Origin of the sequence: Kaistia dalseonensis (assembly GCF_030814715.1) — a bacterium.
In the GTDB taxonomy this organism is placed as follows: Bacteria; Pseudomonadota; Alphaproteobacteria; order Rhizobiales; family Kaistiaceae; genus Kaistia; species Kaistia dalseonensis.
Genome location: NZ_JAUSVO010000003.1, coordinates 623885 through 648435 on the forward strand (window position 1 = coordinate 623885; position 24551 = coordinate 648435).

Genomic DNA, 24551 nt, shown 5'->3' on the forward strand with positions numbered 1-24551 from the left:
CACCTCAGGCGACCTGCCGAGGGCACGATATCGGCTTGAGAGACGTGTCGTACGGCACCCCAAGTCATTCGCACCACATGTTCTCGACCGGCACGACAAAGCCGCGCCATTTGATTCAGAACAAAGCGCTTCAATTGTCGGCAATATAAACAATGTGAACATACTTCTGTATAGGGCGTTCATATCTCAGCCCTACAGCAGTATACGCCGATCCAATATGTAGATCGGCCCGTAATCCGCATCATATGACCGTCCAGTCCCGTGCAATTGAGCGAATGCACCGTTGAAGCTATTGGAGGCAAAGATGAGACAGGTCATTCTCATGTCGGCGGCAGCCGTTCTCGCCGGTATAGTCGCGGCGGTCGCCGCCCAGCAGCCCGAAGATGCTTCGAAGGACGTTCTTGGCGTCCGGGGAACGGAGCCCCCGCGGGCCGGTGAGGTATTCCGGACCGAGGATGGCGCGATCCTCTATGGCGTGCTGCCGAACCAGCGCGTCTTCGTCAACTATGATGGCGACCAACGTGTCGGCGCGCTGGCAACGCATGCCGTGGCGCGGGCGCGCACGAACGTCGATATCGACTGAGGCTTACCTCGTCGGCTATGGCCATCACGGCCGTGCTCGTGGGCAGCGGCTTCAATGCGACGCTGGCAGTGCGTGGCCCGCAAGAAGATCACGCTGCCGAACCACCGCAGCCGGAGACGAATGGGCATGGGTCCCAACCGACCGGCAGATGGCAGGCGGATCGATCGAGATCCATTCGGCCGCGATCCATGACATGCGCAGCTGCTATTGCGGCCGCGGCGGCGTTAGCCAGGCGGCAACCGCTGCGGCAGCGATGAGCAGCAACAGGGCCAGACCAAGGGTTTGAGTCAGATGCAGGCGCGCGAGCAGGAAGCCGCCGGACGTCGCCCCGATCACGAACGCAGCCCATGACGCGGCGAGGATCGCCGGTTCGGCCAGATTGCCCTTGCCGCTCACCAGATGCGCGATCGACTGGCCGAGCGAGAACAGCGCGCCGGTGACGAACGTCTTGCCCGCATCCGCACCGCTGATCGTTCGATGCAGCACGTTCTGCATGCCCATCGCCACGACGATCAGCAACAGGCTGTAGGGTCCGTCGTCGAAGAGGCTGAGGATGAGGCCGACGCCGACGAGGGCGGCCTCGGCCGCCAGGATCGGCGCGGGCCCGCTCATCGCATATCTCTCACTCGCGAGTGTTCCGAGCGTGGCGCCTGCGACAAAGCTGGCGATGACAGCGCAGCAGACCACGACGGCGGGCCAATCGGCCGTGGCGATCAGTGTGCCGAGGCGGGTCGTGTTGCCGCTCATGAAGGACAGGTAGAGGCCGGAGAGATGCATGAAGCCGACCGCATCGACATAGCCGGCGACGGCCGTGATGGCGCTCACCATGGCAAAGGACAGGAACCTCGGTGCGACCATGGTTCTGGCTGGCATCAGAGACTCCCCGGTGGCTTGGCCGCTAGACCAGCCACATGACATCGATCGCCGGACCTTGCCAAGGTCGCGCTCCCGCCGCGCGTTGATCCTGGTCCGGCGTCGAGGTTGGCTCGGCCCGCGACACCGGGTCCTTGTCGGACGGGTCGCGGGCTCGGCGTCTCGGCTCAGGTGAGCTTGTAGGATTGCGAGCCGGTGCCCGCGAGCTTGCCGCCATCGACGATCAGATATTCCGGACGGATCGGACGGCCCTCGAAGAAGCATTCGAGGATCTCGAGCGTGCCGGCGGCATAGCGTGCCTGGGCCGATAGCGAGCTGCCGGACATATGCGGCGTCATGCCATTGAAGGGCATCGTCCGCCAGGGATGATCGGCCGGGGCCGGCTGCGGGAACCACACGTCGCCGGCATAGCCCGCGAGCTTGCCCGAGTTCAGCGCCCGCACTACCGCGTCGCGATCGCAGAGCTTGCCGCGCGCGGTATTGATCAGATAGGAGCCGCGCTTCACATGCTCGAACATGCGGTCGTCGAACATGTTCTCGGTCGAGGGATAGAGCGGCGTCTGCAGGTTGATCACGTCGCAGGCCGCGACGAGCGATTCCGGCGTCTCGTGGAAGGTCAGTCCGAGCTCACGCTCGACCTCGTCGGCAAGCCGGTGGCGCTGTGTGTAGTGCAGATGAACATCGAAGGGCTTCAGGCGCTTCAGCACGGCGAGGCCGATGCGGCCGGCCGCGATCGTGCCGAAATGCATGCCTTCGAGGTCATAGCTGCGGCTGACGCAATCGGCGATGTTCCAGCCGCCATTGGCCGCAATCTGATGCGCCGGCAGATAGTTGCGGACCAGCGACAGCACCATCATCACGACGTGCTCGGCGACGCTGATGCTGTTGGAATAGGTCTCCTCGGCGACGGTGACGCCGTGGGCGGCGGCGGCCTGGAGATCGACATGGTCGGAGCCGATGCCGGCGGTCAGCGCCAGCTTGAGCTTCTTGGCCCTGGCGATCCGCTCCGCCGTCAGATAGGCGGGCCAGAAGGGCTGCGAGATCACGACATCCGCATCCGCCAGATGGCGATCGAACTCCGAATCGGCGCCGTCCTTGTCGCTGGTGACGATCAGCTCGTGGCCGAGCTTCTCCAGATAGGGGCGCAGGCCGAGCTCGCCCGAAACGCAGCCGACGAGTTCGCCCGGCTTGAAGCCGAGCGGCCCGACCGGGGTCGGGGTCGTCTGGCCGCCGGGATAGGCGGTGATCGCGGGGATCGTGTCCCGGGCATAGGCCGGCGGATAGCCGGTGACGGGATCGGGATAGAGGACGCAGAGAACCTTGGCCATGATGGGCTCCGGGAAAGCTCACCCTGGCGGGCACGATGAGCCGTGGATCGGGATCGGATTGATGCCCGGGATGCCGCCGCATGCGGCCTCCTTTGGCGTCGAGGCTGCCCCCCGGGGGGGGGGAAGGGCCAGCCTCGGAAAGGTCGACGCCCGTCGCAAAAATACGCGTCGGGTGACGAGATCGGATGCTCGCGCTCATTGGCGGTCATCCCGGGCACGTCGACACACTGAACCAGCCGGAGCCCCTGTTCTTTCGACATCGCACCCGGACTTGCCAAATCGCGCGGTCGAAATGGCCCTCACGGCTCTTGTCCGATCCGTCTGGAACCTGCGGCGCGCATGTTGAACCCACGCCCGCCGTGCGCTCTCGCAAAACCGCATCTCTTCTCGAAAGATCGCCGCGCCCCATGAGGACATGGTCGCCAAAGTTCAAAACGGCCTTCTGGAACGGACATGAACGCCGTCATTCAACCTGCAGAGCTGAAACTGGACGCCACGCCCCCCGCGCCGAAACCGTTGATCGCGCGGCGTGCCATCCTGGCCGTGGCCGTCATCGCCGTCCTCGGGGTCGGCGCTTATCTCGGCTGGCAGTATTGGGCCGTCTGGCGTTTCGAGCAGGCGACGGATGACGCCTATGTTCAGGCCGACGTGGTGGCTATCGCGCCACAGGTGGCGGGATATCTCGCCAGCGTCGAGGTCGCCGACAACCAGCACGTCAAGGCCGGCGATGTGCTGGCGACCATCGACCAGCGCGACTATCAGGCCGCCGTCGACCAGGCCAGCGCCGATGTCGCCCAGGCCCAGGCCGCGATTGCCGGCGTCGGGGCCGAGCTCAACGAACAGCACGCGCTGATCAGCGAGGCTACCGCCACCATCAATGCCGACCAGGCGGCGGAACTCTATGCCGAGCAGAACAACAGGCGCTTCGGAACGCTCGCCACCAACGGCTTCGGCACCGTCCAGGACGCGCAGCAGGCCACGTCGCAGATCAACGCGGCCAAGGCCACCGTCACAAAGGACCAGGCGGCGCTCGCGGCGGCTACGGCCCAGATCGACACGCTGAACGCGCAGCGCGCGGCCGCCGAGGCGACGTTGCAGCACAATCAGGCAGCCCTCGACAAGGCCAAGCTCAATCTCGGCTACACGGTCCTGCGCGCGCCCGTCGACGGCGTGGTCGGCATGCGCCAGTTGAGGGTCGGGCTCTATGTCCAGCCCGGCCAGCAATTGCTGGCGCTTGTGCCGCTGGGCCAGACCTATATCGTCGCCAACTACAAGGAGACCCAACTCGCCGACGTCTATCCTGGACAGCCCGTCCGGATCGACGTCGACACCTTCGCGGGCACACCGGTTCGCGGCAAGGTCCAGAGCATCGCGCCCGCCAGCGGCCAGGAATTCGCCCTGCTTCCGCCCGACAACGCCACGGGCAATTTCACCAAGATCGTCCAGCGCATCCCGGTGAAGATCGCGATCGACCGAACCGACCCGCTCGCCGGACGATTGCTGCCCGGCATGTCGGTCACAACGACGATCGAGGTCGGCCCGACGTCGCAATCGAAATAGCGGACCGCAATCATGGCCGTGTCCCCCTCGTCCGACGCTCCGCGGGAACGCAATGCCAATCTGCGCGAGTGGATCTCGGTGTTCGGCTGCATGCTCGGCGCTCTGATCGCCGTGCTGGACATCCAGATCACCAATTCATCGCTGCCCGATATCGAGGGCGGCATCGGAACGGGCGCGGACAATGGAACCTGGATCTCGACCGCGTATCTGATCGGCGAGATCATCATGATCCCGCTCACCGATTATCTGAGCCGCGTCTTCACCGTCCGCCGGTTCCTGCTCTCGAGCGTCTGCCTCTTCCTCAGCTTCTCCGTCGCCTGCGCCTTCGCCACTAATCTGGGCGAGATGATCGTGCTGCGCGGCATGCAGGGCTTCTGGGGCGGCGTGATGATCCCGATGGCGTTCGCACGCGTGCTGACGACGCTGCCGAAGCATCAGCAGCCGGCAGGCCTTGCCGCCTTCGCGCTGACGGCGACCTTCGGGCCGTCGATCGGGCCAACCATCGGCGGGTACCTCACCGAGAATTATGGCTGGCAGTACATCTTCTTCATCAACCTCGTGCCCGGCGTGCTGATGCTCGCCCTGCTCTTCCCGACCCTCGAACGGCAGAAGATGAACCTCGGACTGCTCCGCCAGGGCGACTGGTGGGGCATCGGCTTCATGAGCATTGGCCTCGCATGCCTGCAGACCGCGCTCGACGAGGGCAATGAAAAGGACTGGTTCGGCTCGCCGCTGATCGTCCAGCTCACGCTGATCGCCGCCGTCACGCTGACGATCTTCGTCGTGATCGAGTTCCGGAGCGCCAATCCCGCGGTCCAGCTCCGGCTTCTCACGCACCGGAATTTCGCGCTCGGAACCATCGCCAATGTGGCGATCGGCATCGCGCTGTTCGGCTCGGTCTATGTGTTGCCGACCTATCTGCAGGAAATCCAGGGCTACAATGCCGAACAGGTCGGTGTCGTCCTCGCCTGGGCCGGCCTGCCCCAATTGCTGATCATTCCCTTCATTCCCCTGCTGCAGAAGCACTTCGATGCGCGCGCCATCGTCTGCACCGGCCTCGTGATCTTTGCCTCCAGCTGCTTCATGAACATTCATCTGAGCGCCGACAGCTCCGGCGACCAGTTCTTCCCCGCCAACCTCGTGCGCGCAGCCGGCCAGGCGATCGTGCTCGCGCCGCTGGCGGGCCTTGCCGTCATCGGCGTGCCCAAGGCCATGTCGGGTGCCGCAGCCGGCGTCTTCAACATGATGCGCAACCTCGGCGGCGCCATCGGCACGGCGGTGCTCGCCACCATCATCACCAAGCGCGAGCAGTATCACTCCAACATCATCGGGCAGTCGGTCACGGCCTATGACGGCACGGTCGAGCACTTCCTGATCGAATCGCAACGTCGTCTGCTGCAACAGGGAACGAGCGATCCCGGCCTCGCCTTTCACCAGGCGGAAGCGATGCTCGGCGAGCTCGTCGCCCGGCAAGCCACCATCATGGCCTTCTCCGACATCTACCTCATCATCGGGGCAACCCTGCTGGCGGCAGCCGTCGCCGTCATGCTGATGCGTCGCAACCCCGGAGCGGCGCGGCCCGTGGAGCCAAGCGATCCGAAGCGGATCATCCAGCCCGCAGGCACGAATTAGCGGTCGGCCGAGGCGCGCGCAGGGGTTGAACCCGGCTTGTCGGGCCCGATCGTGACAGACTCCGACACGGGAGGATAATAATTCTGAAAGGCCCTTGGCTTATGCCTACGTCGCCTGACAATTCCGATCAGGACATGCCACGGGGGCGGAAGATACGGGATGCCATTGCGACAGACTCGGTGTCTGACCCTGGTCCGCGAAATTCTTGCGGTTGGACTGACCACTCCCTTTGCCGTCTCACTCTCAGGCTGCACAGTACCGGCTAGTCCGGCACTACCGCTTTTCGGCGCCTATTTTCCCTCCTGGCTCATCTGTGCAAGCGTCGGCGTGATTGGCGCCGTGATCATTCGCGCCGTGCTGATCAAGCTCGGCATCGACGAAATCTTGACGTGGCGCCTGCTCGTCTATGCCTGTCTCGCGGCCGTCATCGGATTCGCCCTGGCGCTCACTGTCTATGGGCGTTGAAGCATGGCCGCGTCCGCTTATTCTCGGCGCCATCGTCTGCTGGGTTCGCTGATCGCCCTGTTGGTCGTCATCGGCTCGGTCTATGTCGGCTGGCTCTACTACAAGCGCACCGAGAGCAATCCGTTGTCGGAAGATGCGGTTATTACCGCAAACATCGTCAACATCGCCGCGACCGTACCCGGTCGGATCGTCACGCTCGAGGTCGCCGAGAACCAGAAGGTCGCCAAGGGCGCGCGTCTCTTCTCGATCGACCCGCAACCCTACCGGCTCGCCGTCGATCAGGCGCGCGCCGACCTCAAGATCGCCGAGGCGACCCGCGACGCGCAAATGCGCTCCATCAGCGCGGAGCAATCGAATGCCGCCATCGCGGTGCAGCAGATCGACCGCGCCCGGACCAACCTGTCGCTCGCCGAACAGACGCTCGCCCGCCTCACGCCCCTGCTCCCGAAGGGCTATGTCACGGCGCAGCAGGTCGATGATGCCCGCACTGCGCGCGACGACGCACGGACCAGCCTCGCGCAGGCCATCAAGCAGTCCGAGGCCGCCGACAGTCTGATCAGCACGATCGACGCCTCCGAGGCCCTGGTGGAAGCGCGTCGAGCGGCACTCGCCATCGCCGAGCAGAGCCTCGCCAATACCGAGGTCTTTGCCCCGCATGACGGGCGCGTCGTCGGGCTGAACATATCGACGGGCGAGTTCGTCGCCCCGGGCCAATCGGTCTTCACGCTGATCAACACCGAGGCCTGGTTCGCCAGCGCCTCTTTCCGCGAGACCGAGTTGACCTCGGTTGCCGTGGGAGACTGCGCCCGGCTCTATGTGCTGGCGGATCGCTCCCGGCCCGTGGAAGGACGGGTGGAGGGATTGGGCTGGGGCGTCATCTCCGAGAATGTCGTGAACCTGCCGCGCGGCCTGCCCTATGTCCCCAAATCACTCAACTGGGTGCGGATCGTGCAGCCCTTCCCGGTCAGGATCCGGCTCATCGATCCGCCGGAGGATCTGATGCGCATGGGCGCGTCGGCCGTGGCCATCGTCAATCATGGCAGGCAATGCTGATGGCCGAGGCGCTTGTCCGTCAGTCGCTCGTCGCGCAGGCTCTTGAAGATCTCGCGCCCTTCCCCGGACGGGCGGCGCTCACCTGGCGGATCGCGCTGCTCTGCTCGATCGTGGCCGCGACGGCGATGCTCTACCAGATACCCGAAGCCGCCATCAGCTGTTACCTCATCATCTTCCTGATGAAGCCCGACGCCGTGCAGAATATCGGCACGGCCATCGGGTTGATCGTGCTGGTCGTCATCGTAGTCGCCTGCATGGTGCCGCTGATCAACGCGACCGTCGAATCGCCCCTGCTCAGGATGCTCGCGATCGCGCTGGTGTCGTTCGTCTTTCTCTTTCTCGGCGCGGCTTCCCAACTGGGCGAGATCGGCGGGGTGATCGGGCTGATCTTCGCCTTCCTGCTGACGCTCGTGAACATGGCGCCGCTGGGCGATGTCGTGACATTCGGCCTGCGCTATGCAGCCTATCTCGCGATCATGCCGATGGCGCTGATGGTCGTGTTCAATCTGGTGCTCGGGCTATCACCGGTCAGTCTCCTGCGAGAAACGCTCCGGATCAGACTCGCCGCGTCGGCCGAGGCATTGGCCTCGGGCGCGCCGGGTGACGACGAGCACCTCGCCGAATTGCTCCGCGCCGACAATACCGCGCTGGAAAAGCAGGCCGGTTTCGTCAAGGTTCTGAGCCTCGTCAATCGCACCGCTGCCGGCCAGATCGCGTGCGACGTGCGTGCCTCGTACCGGCTGATGCTGGCGATCTCGGCTTTGCCGCGTGACATCGCGACCCAGCGCCGCGATGCGCTGGTCGAAGGGATCAACCGCTCGCTCGCCGCGCTCGACGCCGGCGAGATGCCGCCGCGCGTCGAAGCCTCAGAGGCACCGGCGAGCCCGGTAGAGGCAGAAGCCTGGAAGGCTTTGGACATGCTGGCCGGCGGGCCGGAGGGCGAGATCATCGCGGCGCCAAAGCAAGCGTTCTTCGCCGCCGACGCCTTGTCCAACCCCGATTATCAGCGCTTCGCCCTCAAGACGACGGCGGCGGCGATGATCTGCTACGTCATCTATGCGGGCATCAACTGGCAGGGCATCCACACCGCCATGATCACATGCTATGTGGCGGCTCTCGGAACGACGGGCGAGACCGTGCACAAGCTCGGCCTTCGCATCCTGGGCTGCCTCATCGGTGCGGTACTCGGCGTCGCGGCCATTCTCTTCGTGATCCCGCAAATGGAATCCATTGGCGCGCTGATGGTCCTGATCTTCGCGGGCGTCCTCGTCGGCGCTTGGGTATCGACCGGTCCCGAGCGCATCTCCTATGGCGGGGTGCAGATCGCGCTCGCGTTTCTCCTGACCGTGCTGCAGGGCTTCGGCCCGAGCACCGACCTCGCAGCCGCCTGGGATCGCATCGTCGGCATCCTGCTCGGCAATCTCGTCGTCTATCTCATCTTCACGCGCATCTGGCCGGTGCCGGTCGAGAGCGCCGTGCGGCGCCGCATCAAGACGGCGATTGCCGGTCTTGCCCGCCTCGCCGCCCTGGCACCGGAGCGGCGCACGGCGGCCGTCGCCGATGCGGCGCTGATCATGAACGAGGCCGGCCAGATCGAAGAATCCATGGAGCTCGCGCCGTTCGAACCCCGCAGCGTTCGCGCCGCACCCGCGATCGAGGCGAGCCTGATTGCGGCGGGCGATGAAATCGCAGATCTAGTCCGGGAAATCTATTTCAGTCGCGACGCGCTGTCCGATATTGCCGACCGGCTGAACGTGCTTGTTGCGCGAACGGATGGTGGCGCGGCGGGCGATGCTGGCGGCGACGCCGGAGAGCTGGCGTTGCTCCATCGTCGGATCGACCGATTGCAGAACGCGGTGATCGGCTGATGCGGATCCATCGCTCCATCCCCGCCCTTTTCGGCCTGGCGATGCTGGTTGCCGCCTGCTCGCCCAATGCCCTCAACATGGCGCCGCCGAGCGCGGAGACACCATGGGTGCCGAACGGCAAGGAAGACGGCCTGTGGAGCACCAGGACGAAGCCGAGCCCGCGTGGCGACAATTTCGGCGTGCCGGCAAATCCCGCCTTGGCGGTCATGCCGCAGACGCCCGACATCGACGGCAACCGCGTCTACAAGCTGCCGGAACTCATCGACCTCGCCGAGCGGAACAATCCCGCGACGCGTGTCGCCTGGGAGCGGGCGCGGCAGGCCGCGCTGGCGGTCGGCATGGCAGAGGCGACCTATCTGCCGGTGATCACCGCCAATGTCATTGGCGGCCAGCAGACCGCCGAGGCCCCCCTGCCGGCGCCGATCGGCACCCAGCGCTATTTCGAGACGACGGCGAGCGGCGTGACGTCAACCGTCGCGCTGCAATGGCTCGTCTTCGATTTCGGCCAGCGCGCCGCCGTCGTGGATGCGGCCAAACAGGCGGCAATCGCAGCCAATGTGCTGTTCAATGGCGAGCATCAGAAGCTGATCTTCGACGTCACCAACGCCTATTATGTCTATGGCGCATCGGTGACGCGCGCGAAGATCGCCCAGCAGACGCTGAAGAACAGCAAGGCGATACAGAGCGCCACCGAAGATCGGCTGTCCCGCGGTCTTGCCACCAGCGTGGAAACCGCGCAGGCGCGCCAGCAGGTCGCGCAATCCCAGTTGCGGCTCGTCCAGGCGCAGGGGCAACAGCGCGATACCTACCAGGCCCTGATCGCTGCCATGGGCATCAATGCGATGACGCGAATACAAGTCGCCGATGCCGGCCAGCGCCGACTGCCCGACCTGCCGGCCGTGCCGCTCGATTCGATGATCAAGCTCGCCCTGTCGCAGCGCCCGGACGTGATCGCGAGCTATTCGGCCGTGCAGGCGAGCAAGTCCGGCATCAAGGCGGCAGAAGCCGAGTTCATGCCCAAGGTCTTTGTCGCCGGTGCCGTGGCGTCGGGCCAGGGCGGCTTCAACGTCAACGGCCTGTCGAATATCGGCCAGCAATCGACAGGTTCCGGCGTGCTGGTCGGCGCGACCGTCCCGCTTTACGACGGCGGACTGCGCGACGCGCAGCTCAAGCAGGCGCAGTCGGTGGCAGCGGCGGCCGAAAGCACCTTCCGGCGCACCCAGACCGCCGCAGTGACGGAGATCGTCGCCGCCAGCAACGCGCTGCGCACCGCGCTCGAATCCTACAAGGCGGCGAGCGCGCTCGCCGCCGCGGCCTATACAACCTACGACGCAGCGCTCGAGGCCTATAAGCATGGGGTGGGAACCGTGACCGCGGCAACGGCAGCCGATACTGGCCTGCTCGATGCCAGACAGGCCCAAGCGGATTCTCACGCGGCTGCGCTCGTCAGCGCCGCAAACCTCGCCTTTGTCGTCGGCGCCATGACGTCGGAACAGGCGGCCGCAGGCATCCCGCAACGATAATGCCATTCTCGAAGAATGGCCTGGATCCCCTGAAACAGTGAGGAGAACGAAAGTTGGCTTCCGATACGCTAGGCGCAGAGCTGCGCAGTGAACTTCTGGATGACATCTATTCGGCCGGCGATCTCGCCCTGGCTCTTCCGAAGGCGGCCTTTCCCCGTCAGGAGCGCGATCCCCGACACGTCTTCGCCTCGCTGCGCGACGAACTCATGCTCGATGGCAATTCGCGCCAGAATCTCGCGACCTTCTGCCAGACCTGGGTCGACGACCAGATCCACGACCTCATGAACCTGTCGATCGACAAGAACATGATCGACAAGGACGAATATCCGCAGACGGCCGAGATCGAGGCGCGCTGCGTGGCGATGCTCGCCGATCTCTGGAATGCGCCCGATCCGAGCGGAACGCTGGGTTGCTCGACGGTCGGCTCGTCGGAAGCAGCCATGCTGGGCGGCCTCGCGCTCAAATGGCGCTGGCGCAAGAAGCAGGAGGCCGCTGGCAAGCCGACCGACAAGCCGAACCTCATCTGCGGCCCGGTCCAGATCTGCTGGCACAAATTCGCGCGCTATTTCGACGTGGAATTGCGCGAGATCCCGCTCGAGGGCGATCGCCTGATCATGAACGTGGACGAGGTGCTGAAGCGCGTCGACGAGAACACGATCGGCGTGGTTCCCACCATGGGCGTCACCTTCACCTGCCAGTACGAGCCGGTGAAGGCGGTCAGCGACGCGCTGGACAAGCTCCAGGCCGAGACCGGGCTCGACATTCCCATTCACGTCGACGGCGCGAGCGGCGGTTTCCTGGCGCCATTCTGTGCGCCCGATGTCGCCTGGGATTTCCGCCTGCACCGCGTGAAGTCGATCAACGCGTCCGGCCACAAGTTCGGCCTCGCCCCGTTGGGCGTGGGCTGGGTCATCTGGCGGGAAGCCGCAGACCTGCCGGAAGAGCTGGTGTTCAACGTCAACTATCTCGGCGGCAACATGCCGACCTTCGCGTTGAACTTCTCGCGCCCCGGCGGCCAGGTGATCGCGCAGTACTACAACTTCCTGCGTCTCGGCCGCGAAGGCTACGCCAAGATCCACAATGCCTGCTACGCGACGGCGAAATATCTTGCCGAACAGATAGCGGCTCTCGGGCCGTTCGAAATCCTTTTCGACGGCGACAGCCAGGCCGGCATTCCGGCCCTGTGCTGGACGCTGAAGGACGATAAGGGCATAGGCGGCTACAAGCTTTATGATCTCGCGGATCGCCTGCGCAGCCGCGGTTGGCAGGTGCCGGCCTATTCCATGCCCGTCCATCGCCAGGACCTCGTCATCCAGCGCATTCTGGTCCGCCACGGGGTGAGCTTCGACCTGGCCTCGCTGTTGATCGCCGACATGAAGCGCGCCATCGATTTCTTCGCGCAGCATCCGGTGTCCCAGCCGATGACCTCCGCCGAGGCGAGCGGCTTCAATCACAACTAGCTGAATCGCGAACGCCGCGCCGTCCCGGGCGCGGCGTCCAGAGCACGGCCGGTCTCGGCCAGGATCTTCACTTCGTCAGGGAGACGACGACCGCCATGTGCACGTCACTCGGTTACAAGGATGCCGCCGGCAACGCCTATTTCGGGCGGACCCTCGAGCTGACCATGGATCTGCCCTATCAGGTGGTCCATTTTCCCGCAGGCTTCGAGACGACGTCCGAAGTGCCCGATCATCCCGCGCTGAAGCTCACGGCTCGCCACGCCATCCTGGCGGTGACCATGCCCTACCGGGTGCCGACCGCCACGGCACCGATGACGATCGCGGACCTCAAGATCCTGGAAGGGCTCAACGATCAGGGCCTGACCTTCAGCCTGCTCTCCTATCCGGCTGCGGGCGGCACGCAGAAGTCCGTCGATGCGACGCAGGCCGTGTTGTCCGCGTCCGATCTCGGTGCCTGGGCGCTCGGTCAGTTCGCCTCCGTGGCCGAGGTCAAGGCCGCGATCGCGGAGCAGCCGGTGATGCTGCAACCGCTCGGCCTGCTCAAGGGCGTCGAATCGCCGTTCCACTACGTCGTCCACGACGCCACGGGCGCGGCCCTCGTGATCGAGTTCGACCATGGAGCGATGAAGCTCTACGACAATCCGGTCGGCGTGATGACCAATGGACCGAAGTTCGACTGGCACCTGACCAACCTCGACAATTACTCGTTCCTGAGCAATGTCGACCAATCGAGCGCGACCTTCGGCAGCTACAAGGCCGTCCAGCCCGATTCCGGCATCGCAACGGCGGGACTACCGTCGTCCAATACGTCGGTCGGCCGCTTCGTGCGGGCGGTCTATTATGCCCAGTTTACCGAGAAGGCGGCGTCGCCCGATCTCGCAGTCCAGACCGTTGCCCACATCCTCAACAATTTCGACCGGCCCCGCGGCGTGTCGATCGACTATCCGAGCCAGGGCGGCGGCCACATGGAGGTCGAAGGCCTGGCACAAAGTGATTCAGAAGCCTATGCGACGGAATTCACCTGCTGGACCAGCCTTTCGGACCTCGCCCGCAAGCTGTTCTTCGTGCGCGACTATCGAAGCCTGAACTATACCTGCTTCGATTTGAACGCGCTGTCGGGCTCCACCCTCCCCTCCATCCTTCCGCTCCAGAAGCTTCCCGGCGGCGCGATCGATGCAACCAGCGCATTGATGGGCAAGGGGCGCTGATCCCACACCGGCGAACGCCCGCCGGCTTCCGCGCCGCGTGCAGGTCAAGCACGCGGCCGGCCACGCGTCACGAGACACTGACCGTGCCGTCGGTCGCGACGATGATCCGCCGCCTCGCTCCACCCGGTCCGCCAGGTCATCCCGAATGAAGGGCATTCATCTCCATCCGAGCGGCATCCGGATCCGGATCGAAGGGCCTTGGCCCTTCATCACCCGTCGCAGCTACCGGCTGGCCGGCCGCCCGATCGTCTGGCTCGCCCGCGCGCATCGCAAGGGACTGGGTGTTCAGGCGCATGCGCTCGAAAGCGCGAAGCCGCCATTCTGGCAAAGCGCGCGCTACAACTGGAGCGTCGGGGCGATCTTCGCCGTCGGCTCCTTTCTCTTCATGCTCGGGAGCCTGATGAGCCTCATGCCGAGCGGGCCTTGGCAGCCCTCCGCCTTGATGACGAACAGCGTCTTCTTCCTCGGCTCCATTCCCTTCACGACGGCCGGCTATCTGCAGCACTTCCAGGCCGCCAATGCGGGCGATTTCACGATCGAACCGCACCCGCTGCAACCGCGCCGCGTCTCCCTGATTGGCTGGGATCCGTCGAGCCCGGGCTGGCTCAGCACGTTCACGCAGTTCCTCGGCACGATCGCCTTCAATTTCAACACGTTCGACTCGATCATGGCGCCCGCCGCCTGGGATATTCAGGACGCGCTGATCTGGATGCCGGACATGATCGGCTCGATGCTCTTCCTCGTCTCGGGATATCTCGCCTATATCGAGTCCGGGCATCGCTATTGGAGCTGGCGCCCGCGCGAACTCACCTGGCAGATCGCCTTCGTCAATCTCATCGGCTGCATCGCCTTCATGACCGCGGCGATCCTCGCCTATGTTCCCAACGGTCCGGAGGCGCAGTGGATCGCGACGGTTTCGATCGCGCACCTGTTTGTCGGCGCGCTCTGTTTCTTCATCGGCGCGCTCCTCACGATGCGCGAGAGCAAGGCGACTTGATCCACGCGTAGGGGGCGAGCGCGAGAGCCTTCCGATCAGGGTGCCGCCGCGATGAAGACGAACACGGCGAAGATGACGAGGTGAACGCCACCCTGCAGGATCGTCGTTCTTCCGGTCGCCAGCGTGATCGTGCTGATCAGAAGCGTCAGCACGATCTGGACGACGTGATCGCCCTCCAGGCCCAGGGTGATCGGCTTCCCGAGCAGCATGGAAATGATGGCTATGGTCGGGATGCTGAGGCCGATGCTGGCGAGCGCCGAGCCCAGGGCGAGGTTCAGGCTGCGCTGGACCTTGTTCGCCCTGGCGGCGCGAAACGCCGTGGTGCCTTCCGGCAGAAGCACGACGGCGGCGACCAGAACGCCGATCAGCTGGGGATTGAGCCCGGCGGAGGCCACGGCGCTGCTGATGGTCGGCGTCAGGTCCTCGGCGACGAGGATCACGATGAGAAGTGCGACCAGAAGCATGAGAGCGCTGAACGCGGCAGCGCGGTTGGACGGCTTTTCTGTTGCCGGCCCGGTATCGACATCGAGGAAATAGTCGCGATGGCGCACGGTCTGCACGAAGAGAAAAAGCCCGTAGAGAATGAGCGAAACGATCGCGACGAAGCCGAGTTGCAGCGGCGAATAGAACGGCCCCGGCACCGAGGTCGTGAAGTTCGGCAGGATCAGCGTCAGCGTCGTCAACGTGCCCAGGACGGCCAGCGCCGCGGCCGCGCCCGTATTGTGGAACTCCTGTTCGCGATAGAGCAGACCGCCCGCCAGCAGGCAGATGCCGACCACGCCGTTCAGGACGATCATCACGGTCGCGAAGACCGTGTCGCGCGCGATCTCGCTGCCTTCCGCGGCGCCCGAAAGCATGATGGAAACGATCAGCGACACCTCGATCACGGTGACGGCGGCAGCCAGCACGATGGATCCGAACGGTTCGCCGATCCGATGCGAGATGACCTCGGCATGCTCCACCGCGGCAAAGACGGAGCCGATCAGGAAGAGACCGGCAAGCGCGACGAACAAGCCCGACGTCTCGCCGAAGAGATCGAGGGCATGCGCCGCCAGGACGAGGATCGCGCCAACCATCGCAATCATGGCCCAATGTCGCTTCAGAGAGTCAAATGAAGATGCCGCCATCGGTGCGTTCCCAGCCTCGGTCGGAATTGCCTACGCGGCGGACCCTAACTCAATCGTGACGATTCGGATCTCCTGCCAGCATCTGACCAAAGGCCTACACCTTGATTTGGCACCCTTCGCCCACGGTGTTTCAAATGCGCATCACAGATCGATCCGGTGGCGCGAGCGGGTCGCAGAGCTATGGATTCAGCGGACCGCGCTTGCTAGCCATCGGATGCGTTCCGACCGTTTCGCCTTGAATCGGTTGGCTCTTTCAGTCTCAAATCCGGGCAAGCGAATATGCTTATGAGCGATAGGCCAATCGGTTCGAGCGTTCTCCCCCAATCGCACGCAGCCGTCCAACCGTCGGCCGCCCATCGCCGGAGCGTATGGGTCGTGCTGGCTGCACTGGCTCTTCCAGGCGCGGCCTCCGCCGCCGATATCGAGCTCGACAATCAGCCGCCCGCCCTCGCCGCCCCCGGCCCGGAGCGCTGGCAGTTCACCATTGCGCCCTATGTCTGGGCCGCGGGCGCATCGGGCGATCTATCCTATGGCGGCATTCCGCTCGTTCATGTGGAAGCACCGTTCTCGCATCTGCTCGACAATCTGAACTTCGGCGGCATGCTGGTCGGCGAGGCGCGATATGATCGCTTCGTGCTCTTCTCCGATCTGATCGACCTGAACGTTTCCAGCGATTACAGCCTGCAGCCGATGGGCGTAGCTGTCGGCCTGGATGTCGGCCTCAATCTGTTCGAGTGGACGCCGATGGTGGGCTATTCGGTGGTGAAGACGAAGGACTGGAATTTCGACGTCATGGCGGGCGCCCGATTGTGGTCCGTCGATGTCGATACCTCGGTCAATTTCGGCAACATCCTGAACCTCGATGCCGACGCGCACGAGACGTGGGCCGATGCCATGGTCGGCGTCAAAAGCCAATACGCCCTGACGGACAAGCTCTTCGTGGCGGGCTGGGCGATGGCGGGCGCCGGCGGCTCGACCTTCACCTGGGATCTCATGGGCAGCGTCGGCTACAAATTCTCCGACCGGATCTGGGGCATGGCGGGATACCGCGCCCAGGGCGTCGATTTCGACAGCGGCTCGTTCAATATCGACACCACCATGCAGGGACCGATCATCGGCGCCACGTTCAAGTTCTAGTTCGGGATGTCTCGGGATTGCAGAACATCGCACGAGCCATGCGAAGAGAGCCAGACGCACCTGCCGATGCGGTAGCAACGGCTGATTTCCGGTCCGCCGAGCGGAAGAACGAGGCCTACTGTTTTGAGTGGGGCTCACACGGGCTGACGCAAGTCTCCAGCAACTCTCCTGTTGCCACTGCATTCGCTGAGGCGGCAGCCGGTCCAGATGGGTGCTGCGGCACCGCATAACACCTCGCCGCCAGCTCGCCCGCCGTTATTTTCGGCCTTTCAAACGAGAGCCCCCAGCCTTGGCCCGGATGCCGTCGCCTCGCGGCAATAGCGGTTCCATGAATTTACCAGATGGGCTTCAACGGCGAGCTGGGCCCTGTGGCGGTCGCCGGTCTCGATGGCGTCGAGAATCGCGCGGTGCTCGTCGACGACGGGCCTTATGTCGTGCGGCAGGCTTCTGAAGAGCCTCGCATGGTGCAGGTGGGGATGAAGGTTTCGCAGCGACTGGGCGAGGATCGGATTGCCGCATTCGTCGAGCAGCGTGTCATGAAATTCGGCATCCAGGCGCGAGACGCTGAGATAGTCGCTGGCGCCCGCTTCGTCGCGCGTCACGCCGCGCTCCATCTCGTCGACGCAGCGGCGCATGCGCTCGATCACGCTGCGGTCGGCCCTTTGCGCGAGGCATTGCGCGGCCCAGCCCTCATTGAGAATGCGAAAATCGCGCAATTGTTCATACCATGCCCGCGACGGCTCCGGCGCGACGGAGAAGCCGCTGAAGGACGCGGACGCCACGAGACCGATGGCGGTGAGACGTGACAGCGCTTCCCGGATCGGCGACGTGCTCACCTGCAGTTCGCGCGCCAGCGCATCAATATTGAGCCGTGCCGCAGGCTCATATTCGCGGTCGAGAATGCGCCGCGTCAGAAGCGCGCTGACCTGGTCGACCAGCACCACACGGTTGAGAATGGGTTTGCCGTTCATTTTTGTCCTCCCAAGCTCATCATTTTTCGATTATCGTCGCGCGTCAATCATCGATCGTGCACGATTTCAGGTATTAGGCGGAGAGAACGACATGCGCGCACACAGCCATGCCGATACGCTTCGCGTCCTGCGCGCCCGCCGATGAGTTTTCGATTTTCGTGGCGCGGATCCGCAGGCCAGATCTCCAGGAGCAGCTTCAATGCGCGTTGAAAAGGTGATCGAGGCCGCGGAGCAACCCGCCTCGCCCTCGACGAACCTCAATGGCAGCGATGATCGCTCCGAATCGACGCCGATCGAGAGAATTGACAGCAGCTGGTGGTCGCGCCTCTCGCTGTCGCTGGAGGCGACCGAGGACGGGCTCGATATCCACACCGCGCAGGATGCTGACGGTCAGTCCTGGCGCATCCTCAGCGCAGCTTCCGACACACAGGCGGCCGCACAGCTCGGGCGCGAGGCTGTGCTCGCGGCGCGTCTGAACGAGACCATTGCCGAGCGTCCCGCCAGGATCGGCGAAGGCGAGCGCATGGTGCTGGCCTATCCGGCGCGCACGGGTTCGACATGGGCCCAATTGCCGGCTGGTGCGATCCCGCTCGATCGCTTTCTCGATATCGCGATTGCGGCGGCGCAGTCCCTCTCCCGCATCCACGCGCTGGGCATCGTGCATGGCAATCTCGGCCCGGAGCGTCTCTCCGTCGAGGCCGATGGCCGCGTCCGGTTCAATTCGTTCGGCCGCGCCACGGCGACGGACATGGATGCTCCTGCCGGCATCGGCAGCTTCTCGCCGGTCGAAATCGCCTATGCCGCGCCCGAGCAGGCCCGCCGACACTATCCCTACGCCGATGGCCGCAGCGATCTCTATGCGCTCGGCGTCATCCTCTATGAGCGCCTCGTCGGTCGCCTACCGCTGAACGCCACGACCACCGCAGAATGGCTGCATGCCCATGTCGCGGTCGACGTGCCAAAGCCGAGCGAGCTGCGTGACGACGTTCCGCCCGGTATCGATGCGATCGTGCTGAAGCTCGTCGCGAAGGATCCCGAGCAACGCTACCAGAGCGTCGAATCGCTTCAGGCCGACCTGCACATCGCCCGCAGGATGCTGGCCGAGACGGGCGAGGTCGCGGCCTTTGCATTGGGGCGCGGCGAGCTCGCCCCGAAGGCGTCGCTCTCGAACCGGATTTTCGGCCGCGCCGCGGAGCTTGCCGATCTGGTCGGCACGTTCGACCGCATCCGCCGCTCGGGCAATTCGGAGTTGGTGTTCATCTCCGGCGAGGCGGGTGTCGGCAAATCCGCGCTGGTGGAACAATTGGCCAAGATCCTTCCTGCGGCCGATGCCCATTTCGCCATCGGCAAAGGCAGCCTGCTGCAGCAGGGCATTCCCTATGCCCCCTTTGTGCAGGCGCTGCGCTCGATCTTTTCCTGGCTTCTGAGCGAGAACACCGACGCGCTCGAATCGACGCGGGCACGGCTCGTGGCGGGCCTGGCCGGCTATGGACGGCTGTTGACGGAGCTCGTCCCGGAAGCGGAATTCGTTCTCGGGGAAAGCGCCCCCCTCCCCGAGGTTTCCGCGAACCTCGCACAGGCCCGTATCGCGCGCATCATCCTGCAGACCTGCGCCGCCGTCGCGACCGCGCGCACGCCGCTCATCCTGCTGCTCGACGATCTGCAATGGCTCGATGCGGGCAGTCTGGGCGTGATCCGGGCGTTTCTGGGAGAGGCGCCGCACCATATGCTGCTCATCGGCAGCTATCGGGAGGACGAGCTCGTCAAGCATCCCGAGCTCGCCGCCCTGCTGAACACCGCACGTTCCGTCGATGTCCCCGTGACGGAGATTCGCCTGCGTCCGCTGAGCGATGCCGACACGATCGAGCTCGTCTCGAGCGCCTTGAACAGCTCGCCCGCCGATGTCGGCGCACTCGCGCAAAGCATCTACCTGAAGACGCAGGGCAACGCCTTCTATGTCGGGCAGCTGCTGCAGAAGCTCGTCGACGAGCGCGTCGTGGCCTTCGATCCCGAACGGCAGAAATGGGGTTGGGACGCCTCTCGGCTGGGTCAGCAGCGCACCGTGACCGACTTCATGCTGCGCCGGCTCGACGCCCTCGCGCCGGACCAGCGCGAGTTCCTGCGCCGGCTCGCCAGCATAGGCGGGCGCAGCCCGGCGCGCTTCCTCGCGCAACTGCTCGGAAGAAGCGAAGCCCAGTTGGAGGACACCGCCGAACGCCTGCTGGAGAGCATTTTCCTGGTGCGGCAGGGAACGGAATTCCTGATCGCTCACGACCGGGTGCTCGAGGCAGCCCATGCGCTGACGCCCGAGGCGGATCGGCCGGCCGAACATATCAGCATCGCCCGCGCCATGATTGCCGCCTTTGGCGATGACAGGCCGGACCACGCCTTCGATATCGCTACGCAGATTGAACGCGGCGATCGCAGCACGCTCACCGAATCGGAGCGCCTCGCCTTCGTGCGCGTGTTGCGGACCGCCGCCCGACGCGCGCGCAGCGCCGGCGCCGTTTCCCAGGCGGCGGGATATCTGGACGCTGCCCGCGAGATGGTCGAGCCGGCTTGGCAGACCAGCCATCACGCGCTCTTCTTCGAGGTCGAACTGCTCCATATCGACTGCCTGCTGGCGCTCGCGGCGGTCGACGAAGCGCTGCTGGCCATCGACCGGTTGCTCGCCGGCGCCATGAGTCCGCTCGACCGGGCGGACGCCTTCCGCCTCAAGGCCATCGCCCATACGGTGCAGTCGGATTATGAGCGGGCCATCGATGCCAGCCTGGCAGGCCTCGACGTTCTGGGCGTTACCCTCGAGCCCTCACCGGACGCAGAGCAGCTTGAACGCGCCTATCGCGCCTGCCGCGACAAGCTCGACACCTACACCATGGCCGAGATCAAGGCGCTCCCGGAAGCGACGGACCCGGCGGTGAGGGCAACGCTCGGACTGCTGTCCACCTTGATTTCTTCGGTCTTCACCGAGAGCCGCCTGAGCTTCCTGCACACCATCAAGATCATCGATTTGACGCTCGAGCACGGTGCCACGCCCGAATCCGCTTACGGCTTCGCCTGGTTCGGCGTGCACAGCGCCCATCACTATGGCGCCTATGAAGACGGCGCAGCCTATGCGCTGGCAGCCCAGGACCTGGTTCAGCGAGACGGCTACGAGGCCCAGCGCACCGCAACGCTGGTCGCGCTCGACCAGATCATCGCCTGGACGAAACCGATGCGCTTCGCGCTTGCCCGCGCCCGGGAAGCCGCCCAGGTCGGTCGCGCGGCCGGCGATCTCGGCATGGCCTGCTACGCTCGCAACCATATCGCCTCGGACCTGCTGATCATCGGCGAGCCCTTGGGGGCGACGCGGGAAGAAATCGACGAAGGTTTGGTCTGGACGCGCGAGATCAAATACAAGGATATCGAATATATCCTCGAAGCGCAGCGTCTGCTCGTCGATACGTTGATCTCCGGCGATTATGACAGCGCCCGAGTGGCACCTGAAGAGCTCATCGTCTCGATACCGACACGGTTCTGGGTCAACCATTATGCTGGCGTGACCGCGTTCCTGTTCGGCGACAATGCGCGCGCTCTTGCGCATCTGGAAAAGGCGATGCGCCTGATCTGGGCTGCGCCGGCCCATATCGATACAGCCGCCTGCAGCCTGTTCTTCGGCCTTGCGCTCGCGCGCTCGACCGAGGCGAGCTCAGCACCGGATCTGATACTGGAGCGCATGGCTGGCGTCATCGGCCGCTTCGCAGGCTGGGCCGATCTCAACCCGGAGACGTTCGGCTGCAAGCACCTGCTGCTCCGGGCCGAAGCCGCGCGCCTCGCCGGCGATCGGCAAACCGCGAAGGCCCTCTATGAACAGGCTGCGGATGCTGCTGCTGTGGCGGGCTTCGTCCATGAGCAGGCTCTTGCCTACGAGTTCGCAGCATATCACTACCGCGAGGACGGGCTGAACATTCCTGTCGAGGGCTATGTCCGCGCTGCCTGCCAGCGCTACCGGGCATGGGGCGCGGATGGAAAGGCGGACCGCCTGCTGCGCGATTTTCCGCTGGTGGTGGAAAACATCGGCCGCGCGCCGCAAGGCGTGGAACGGCAGAACGATCTCGACCTCGCCGTAATGACCAAGGCGGCTCAGACGCTGTCGGAGGAGATCGGGCTCGAGCAGGTCATCCGCACGCTGATGCGCGACATGGTGGTCCATGCCGGGGCGCAATTCGGCCTGCTGCTGCTCCTGTCCGGCGATGAGCCGATCATTGAGGCCTCGGCGCGCGTCGAGCAGCAGGAGGTGAAGGTCGACATTCACAGCGCGCCGCCAACCGCGCGCGATCTTCCCCTCTCCGTGCTCAACACCGTGTTGCGGACCCGCAAGGCGGTGGTCTTCGCGGATGCGTTTGCCGAGGCGCCGCGCTTGCGCATATCCGGGCCCGACGACCGCGTGGTGCGCTCGCTGCTCTGCATGCCGTTGATCAAGCGGGGCGCGCTTATCGGCGTGCTCTATCTGGAGAACAGCCTGGCGGCCGACATCTTCACGCCGAACCGGACGGCCATGCTCGAAGTGCTGGCGCCACAGGCGGCCATCTCCATCGACGCCGCGCGGCTCTTCAAGGATCTGGTCGATGAGAACACACGCCGCACCAGCGCCGAACTCGCCCTGCGCGAAGCCCGCACGAAACTGGCGCGCACCTCGCAGATGACTGCCATGGGCGGCTTCGCGGCCTCGATCGCGCACGAGATCAACCAGCCCCTGGCGAGCGTCGTCGCCAATGCCGATGCCACCATACGCTGGCTCAATCGCCCGCAGCCCGATCTCGGCGAGGCCATGAGCGGCCTGCAGCAGATCCGCGCGGCCGGCCTGCGTGCGGCCGGCATCATCAAGTCGCTGCGCTCGCTCTCGAAGCAGGCGCCGGCCACCCTCACGCCAGCCCGCCTCGAGGATATTGTGGAAGGCGTGTTGCAGCTCACCGCGAACGAGCTGGACGCGCATCGCGTCACGGTCGTGAAGCGGCTGGAAAGTGCGCCCGGCCTGGTTCTCGCCGACGCGGTCCAGTTGCAGCAGGTAGTCGTCAACCTCATCACCAACGCCATCCACGCCATGGCCGGGAACGACCCCGCCCAAAGGCACCTTGTCGTCGAGACGATCCATCGGAGCGGCACCGTCCATCTCAGCATCAGCGACAGCGGATCCGGCATGGAGGCCGATGTGCTGAAGCGCATCTTCGAGCCGTTCTTCACGACCAAGAGCGCCGGCATGGGCATCGGCCTGGCAATCTGCCGCTCGATCGTCGAGGACCATGGCGGAAAGCTCGAGGCGACGTCGACCGTCGGCAAGGGAAGCACATTCTTCTTCAGCCTCGATCTGGCGCAATGAGAGGCCTGCGGCGACGCTTGCGTCTTCAATGGCATTTCAGACCGTGAAGGCCTGACTTCCGCGCCCCCCAGAGAAGATCTGTCCTTGGCAAAGGAATGGTCGGCAGATCGACCGTCAAGTCCGTCGTGGCGTCAACAACCCACCGTTTGCCGTTGATCAGGGCGACATTTTTGAGCCCGGCCGGATAAAGCGGCCTGGTGGCAAGTCCCATCTGATCTATGTAGTCCCAGGTCCAGCGATGCGATCGGGGAATTCGACCTGCGCCCGCCTCCGCCATGGGCGCGCCGTCTCGCGCACGTTGTGTGTGAACCCGGCCGCCGATCCTTTGCCGGGCCTCGACGATCCGGACATGGTGTCCGGCGCGCTCAAGTTCGAGTGCCGCCACGAAGTCCACGGATACCGGCACCGACGACAATGACCGTCTTTGGGTCGGTTGTCGGGGCTAATCGTGGCGGTACGGCTAGCATGGTGACACCCAATGGTGACCCGCCTGCTGGTGAAAACTGGAGTTGGAGACGATGCCTTTCGCCGGCCCATGGGTATTGTCGTGCTGCACAACACGGAGGAAAGGGTTCTGCCCTTCTCCGTCTCGTTCAAGCCTCAGCTCTGCACCCCTCACCATGGTAGGCGATCCTCGCCAAAAAAGAAGCCTCCGGACGGGCCGTCTTCGGGGAGGCTGGCATAGTGAACTGCGATCTCGGCGCCTTCTTCAACGCTCATATCTGCCTCTTTCCCACCCATGTCGGTTCGCAGCCAGCCGGGGTGAATGGCATTCACTTTGATCGCCGTGTCTCGCAACTCTTCTGCAAGAAGAATGGTGAAGGCGTTCAGTGCTGCCTTGGATGCGTTGTACCCAAGAGTACGGTTTCGATAGATTGGGGAGCTAGCGTCAGACATGTGCGACAGCGATCCCCTGATGCTGGAGACATTCACGATCCGACCGGCCTCCGAGCGTTTGATCAGGGGGAGCAGGGTCTGAGTGAGAAGAACAGGGGCGAAAAAATTGACATCGACGATGTCTCTCACCGTCCGCGGGTGAGCATCGCTTGGCGGTTGGTCGGGGGCTAGGGCGCCCGCGCCACCGTCAACCAGGATACCGGCATTGTTCACCAGGATATCGAGCCGCTCATGCAAGCGTTCGATAGCGGCGTATGCTGTTTGGTGATCGGCGACGCTGGTCACTTCCAGTCTCAGGGTCGAGACGTGCAGACCTTCGCTGAGGAGGCTTTCTGCGGCTGCCTCTGCCCTGGAAATGTCGCGGGCAGCGATCATCACATGAGCGCCCTTGCGGGCGAGCTGACGACTGGTTTCCAGTCCAAGGCCGCGAGCCCCGCCGGTCACCAGCGCAACCTTGCCCCTCAGCGGTCTGGCTTCTGAGATATTGCGCATATTTGCTATCTTCATCTT

General features: G+C 64.6%; 17 protein-coding genes and 1 pseudogene. 12 read left to right on the top strand and 6 right to left on the bottom strand.

Translation table 11 applies throughout. The annotated features are described in order from the left end of the window. Positions 1 to 304 precede the first annotated feature (304 nt). On the top strand, positions 305 to 583 hold the full coding sequence (locus QO014_RS13425; RefSeq protein ID WP_266349204.1) for a hypothetical protein: 279 nt from the start codon (positions 305 to 307) through the stop codon (positions 581 to 583). A gap of 204 nt (positions 584 to 787) precedes the next feature. Here the strand turns inward: QO014_RS13425 and QO014_RS13430 are convergent, their stop codons facing one another. Both QO014_RS13430 and QO014_RS13435 read right to left on the bottom strand, forming a co-directional pair. Then, on the bottom strand, positions 788 to 1456 hold the full coding sequence (locus QO014_RS13430; protein ID WP_266349205.1) for a YoaK family protein: 669 nt from the start codon (positions 1454 to 1456) through the stop codon (positions 788 to 790). Positions 1457 to 1623: 167 nt separating this feature from the next. After that, entirely contained in the window at positions 1624 to 2784 is a 1161-nt protein-coding gene (locus QO014_RS13435) for an NAD-dependent formate dehydrogenase (RefSeq protein ID WP_266349206.1), read from the bottom strand. 453 nt (positions 2785 to 3237) lie between these two features. On the opposite strand from QO014_RS13435, the gene QO014_RS13440 reads away from it, so the two are divergent. The 9 genes and pseudogenes from QO014_RS13440 to QO014_RS13480 all read left to right on the top strand — a co-directional run bounded on the left by QO014_RS13440 (position 3238) and on the right by QO014_RS13480 (position 14550). Beyond that, positions 3238 to 4344, top strand: a complete 1107-nt coding sequence (locus QO014_RS13440; protein WP_266349207.1) for an HlyD family secretion protein — start codon at positions 3238 to 3240, stop codon at positions 4342 to 4344. A 12-nt stretch (positions 4345 to 4356) separates the two neighbouring features. Further along, positions 4357 to 5933, top strand: a pseudogene (locus QO014_RS13445) (MDR family MFS transporter); the annotation flags it as partial. Positions 5934 to 6135: 202 nt separating this feature from the next. Further along, complete coding sequence (locus QO014_RS13450) at positions 6136 to 6441, top strand: YtcA family lipoprotein (RefSeq protein WP_266349208.1); 306 nt, start codon at positions 6136 to 6138, stop codon at positions 6439 to 6441. A gap of 3 nt (positions 6442 to 6444) precedes the next feature. Beyond that, positions 6445 to 7494, top strand: a complete 1050-nt coding sequence (gene mdtN / locus QO014_RS13455; protein ID WP_266349209.1) for a multidrug transporter subunit MdtN — start codon at positions 6445 to 6447, stop codon at positions 7492 to 7494. Continuing rightward, positions 7494 to 9362, top strand: coding sequence for an FUSC family protein (locus QO014_RS13460; RefSeq protein ID WP_266349210.1), 1869 nt, complete (start codon positions 7494 to 7496; stop codon positions 9360 to 9362). The genes mdtN and QO014_RS13460 overlap by 1 nt, the downstream gene beginning before the upstream one ends. Beyond that, positions 9362 to 10885 (top strand): TolC family protein, encoded by a 1524-nt coding sequence (locus tag QO014_RS13465; RefSeq protein ID WP_266349211.1) that lies wholly within the window; start codon positions 9362 to 9364, stop codon positions 10883 to 10885. Before QO014_RS13460 ends, QO014_RS13465 begins: the two co-directional genes overlap by 1 nt. Before the next feature lie 53 nt (positions 10886 to 10938). Further along, the gene (gene gad / locus QO014_RS13470; protein WP_266349212.1) at positions 10939 to 12345 is read left to right on the top strand and encodes a glutamate decarboxylase; all 1407 of its coding nucleotides are present in this window, start codon (positions 10939 to 10941) and stop codon (positions 12343 to 12345) included. A gap of 95 nt (positions 12346 to 12440) precedes the next feature. Next, complete coding sequence (locus QO014_RS13475) at positions 12441 to 13553, top strand: linear amide C-N hydrolase (RefSeq protein WP_266349213.1); 1113 nt, start codon at positions 12441 to 12443, stop codon at positions 13551 to 13553. A gap of 145 nt (positions 13554 to 13698) precedes the next feature. Then, positions 13699 to 14550 (top strand): hypothetical protein, encoded by an 852-nt coding sequence (locus QO014_RS13480; RefSeq protein WP_266349214.1) that lies wholly within the window; start codon positions 13699 to 13701, stop codon positions 14548 to 14550. A gap of 35 nt (positions 14551 to 14585) precedes the next feature. Here the strand turns inward: QO014_RS13480 and QO014_RS13485 are convergent, their stop codons facing one another. Beyond that, positions 14586 to 15635, bottom strand: a complete 1050-nt coding sequence (locus QO014_RS13485; RefSeq protein ID WP_266349215.1) for a calcium:cation antiporter — start codon at positions 15633 to 15635, stop codon at positions 14586 to 14588. A 417-nt stretch (positions 15636 to 16052) separates the two neighbouring features. Between QO014_RS13485 and QO014_RS13490 the strand changes: the two genes are divergently transcribed. Beyond that, positions 16053 to 16814: a hypothetical protein gene (locus tag QO014_RS13490; RefSeq protein WP_266349216.1), complete on the top strand. Its 762-nt coding sequence runs from the start codon at positions 16053 to 16055 to the stop codon at positions 16812 to 16814. A gap of 269 nt (positions 16815 to 17083) precedes the next feature. On the opposite strand, the gene QO014_RS13495 is transcribed toward QO014_RS13490, so the two are convergent. Further along, a complete protein-coding gene (locus tag QO014_RS13495) occupies positions 17084 to 17785 on the bottom strand; it encodes a GntR family transcriptional regulator (protein ID WP_266349217.1) in 702 nt (233 codons plus the stop codon). Between the two features lie 199 nt (positions 17786 to 17984). Between QO014_RS13495 and QO014_RS13500 the strand changes: the two genes are divergently transcribed. Then, positions 17985 to 23144: a trifunctional serine/threonine-protein kinase/ATP-binding protein/sensor histidine kinase gene (locus QO014_RS13500; RefSeq protein ID WP_266349218.1), complete on the top strand. Its 5160-nt coding sequence runs from the start codon at positions 17985 to 17987 to the stop codon at positions 23142 to 23144. Positions 23145 to 23169: 25 nt separating this feature from the next. Here QO014_RS13500 and QO014_RS13505 read toward each other — a convergent pair whose 3' ends face one another. Continuing rightward, entirely contained in the window at positions 23170 to 23550 is a 381-nt protein-coding gene (locus tag QO014_RS13505; protein WP_266349329.1) for an FAD-dependent oxidoreductase, read from the bottom strand. A gap of 209 nt (positions 23551 to 23759) precedes the next feature. After that, entirely contained in the window at positions 23760 to 24533 is a 774-nt protein-coding gene (locus QO014_RS13510; protein WP_266349219.1) for an SDR family oxidoreductase, read from the bottom strand. Positions 24534 to 24551 lie beyond the last annotated feature (18 nt).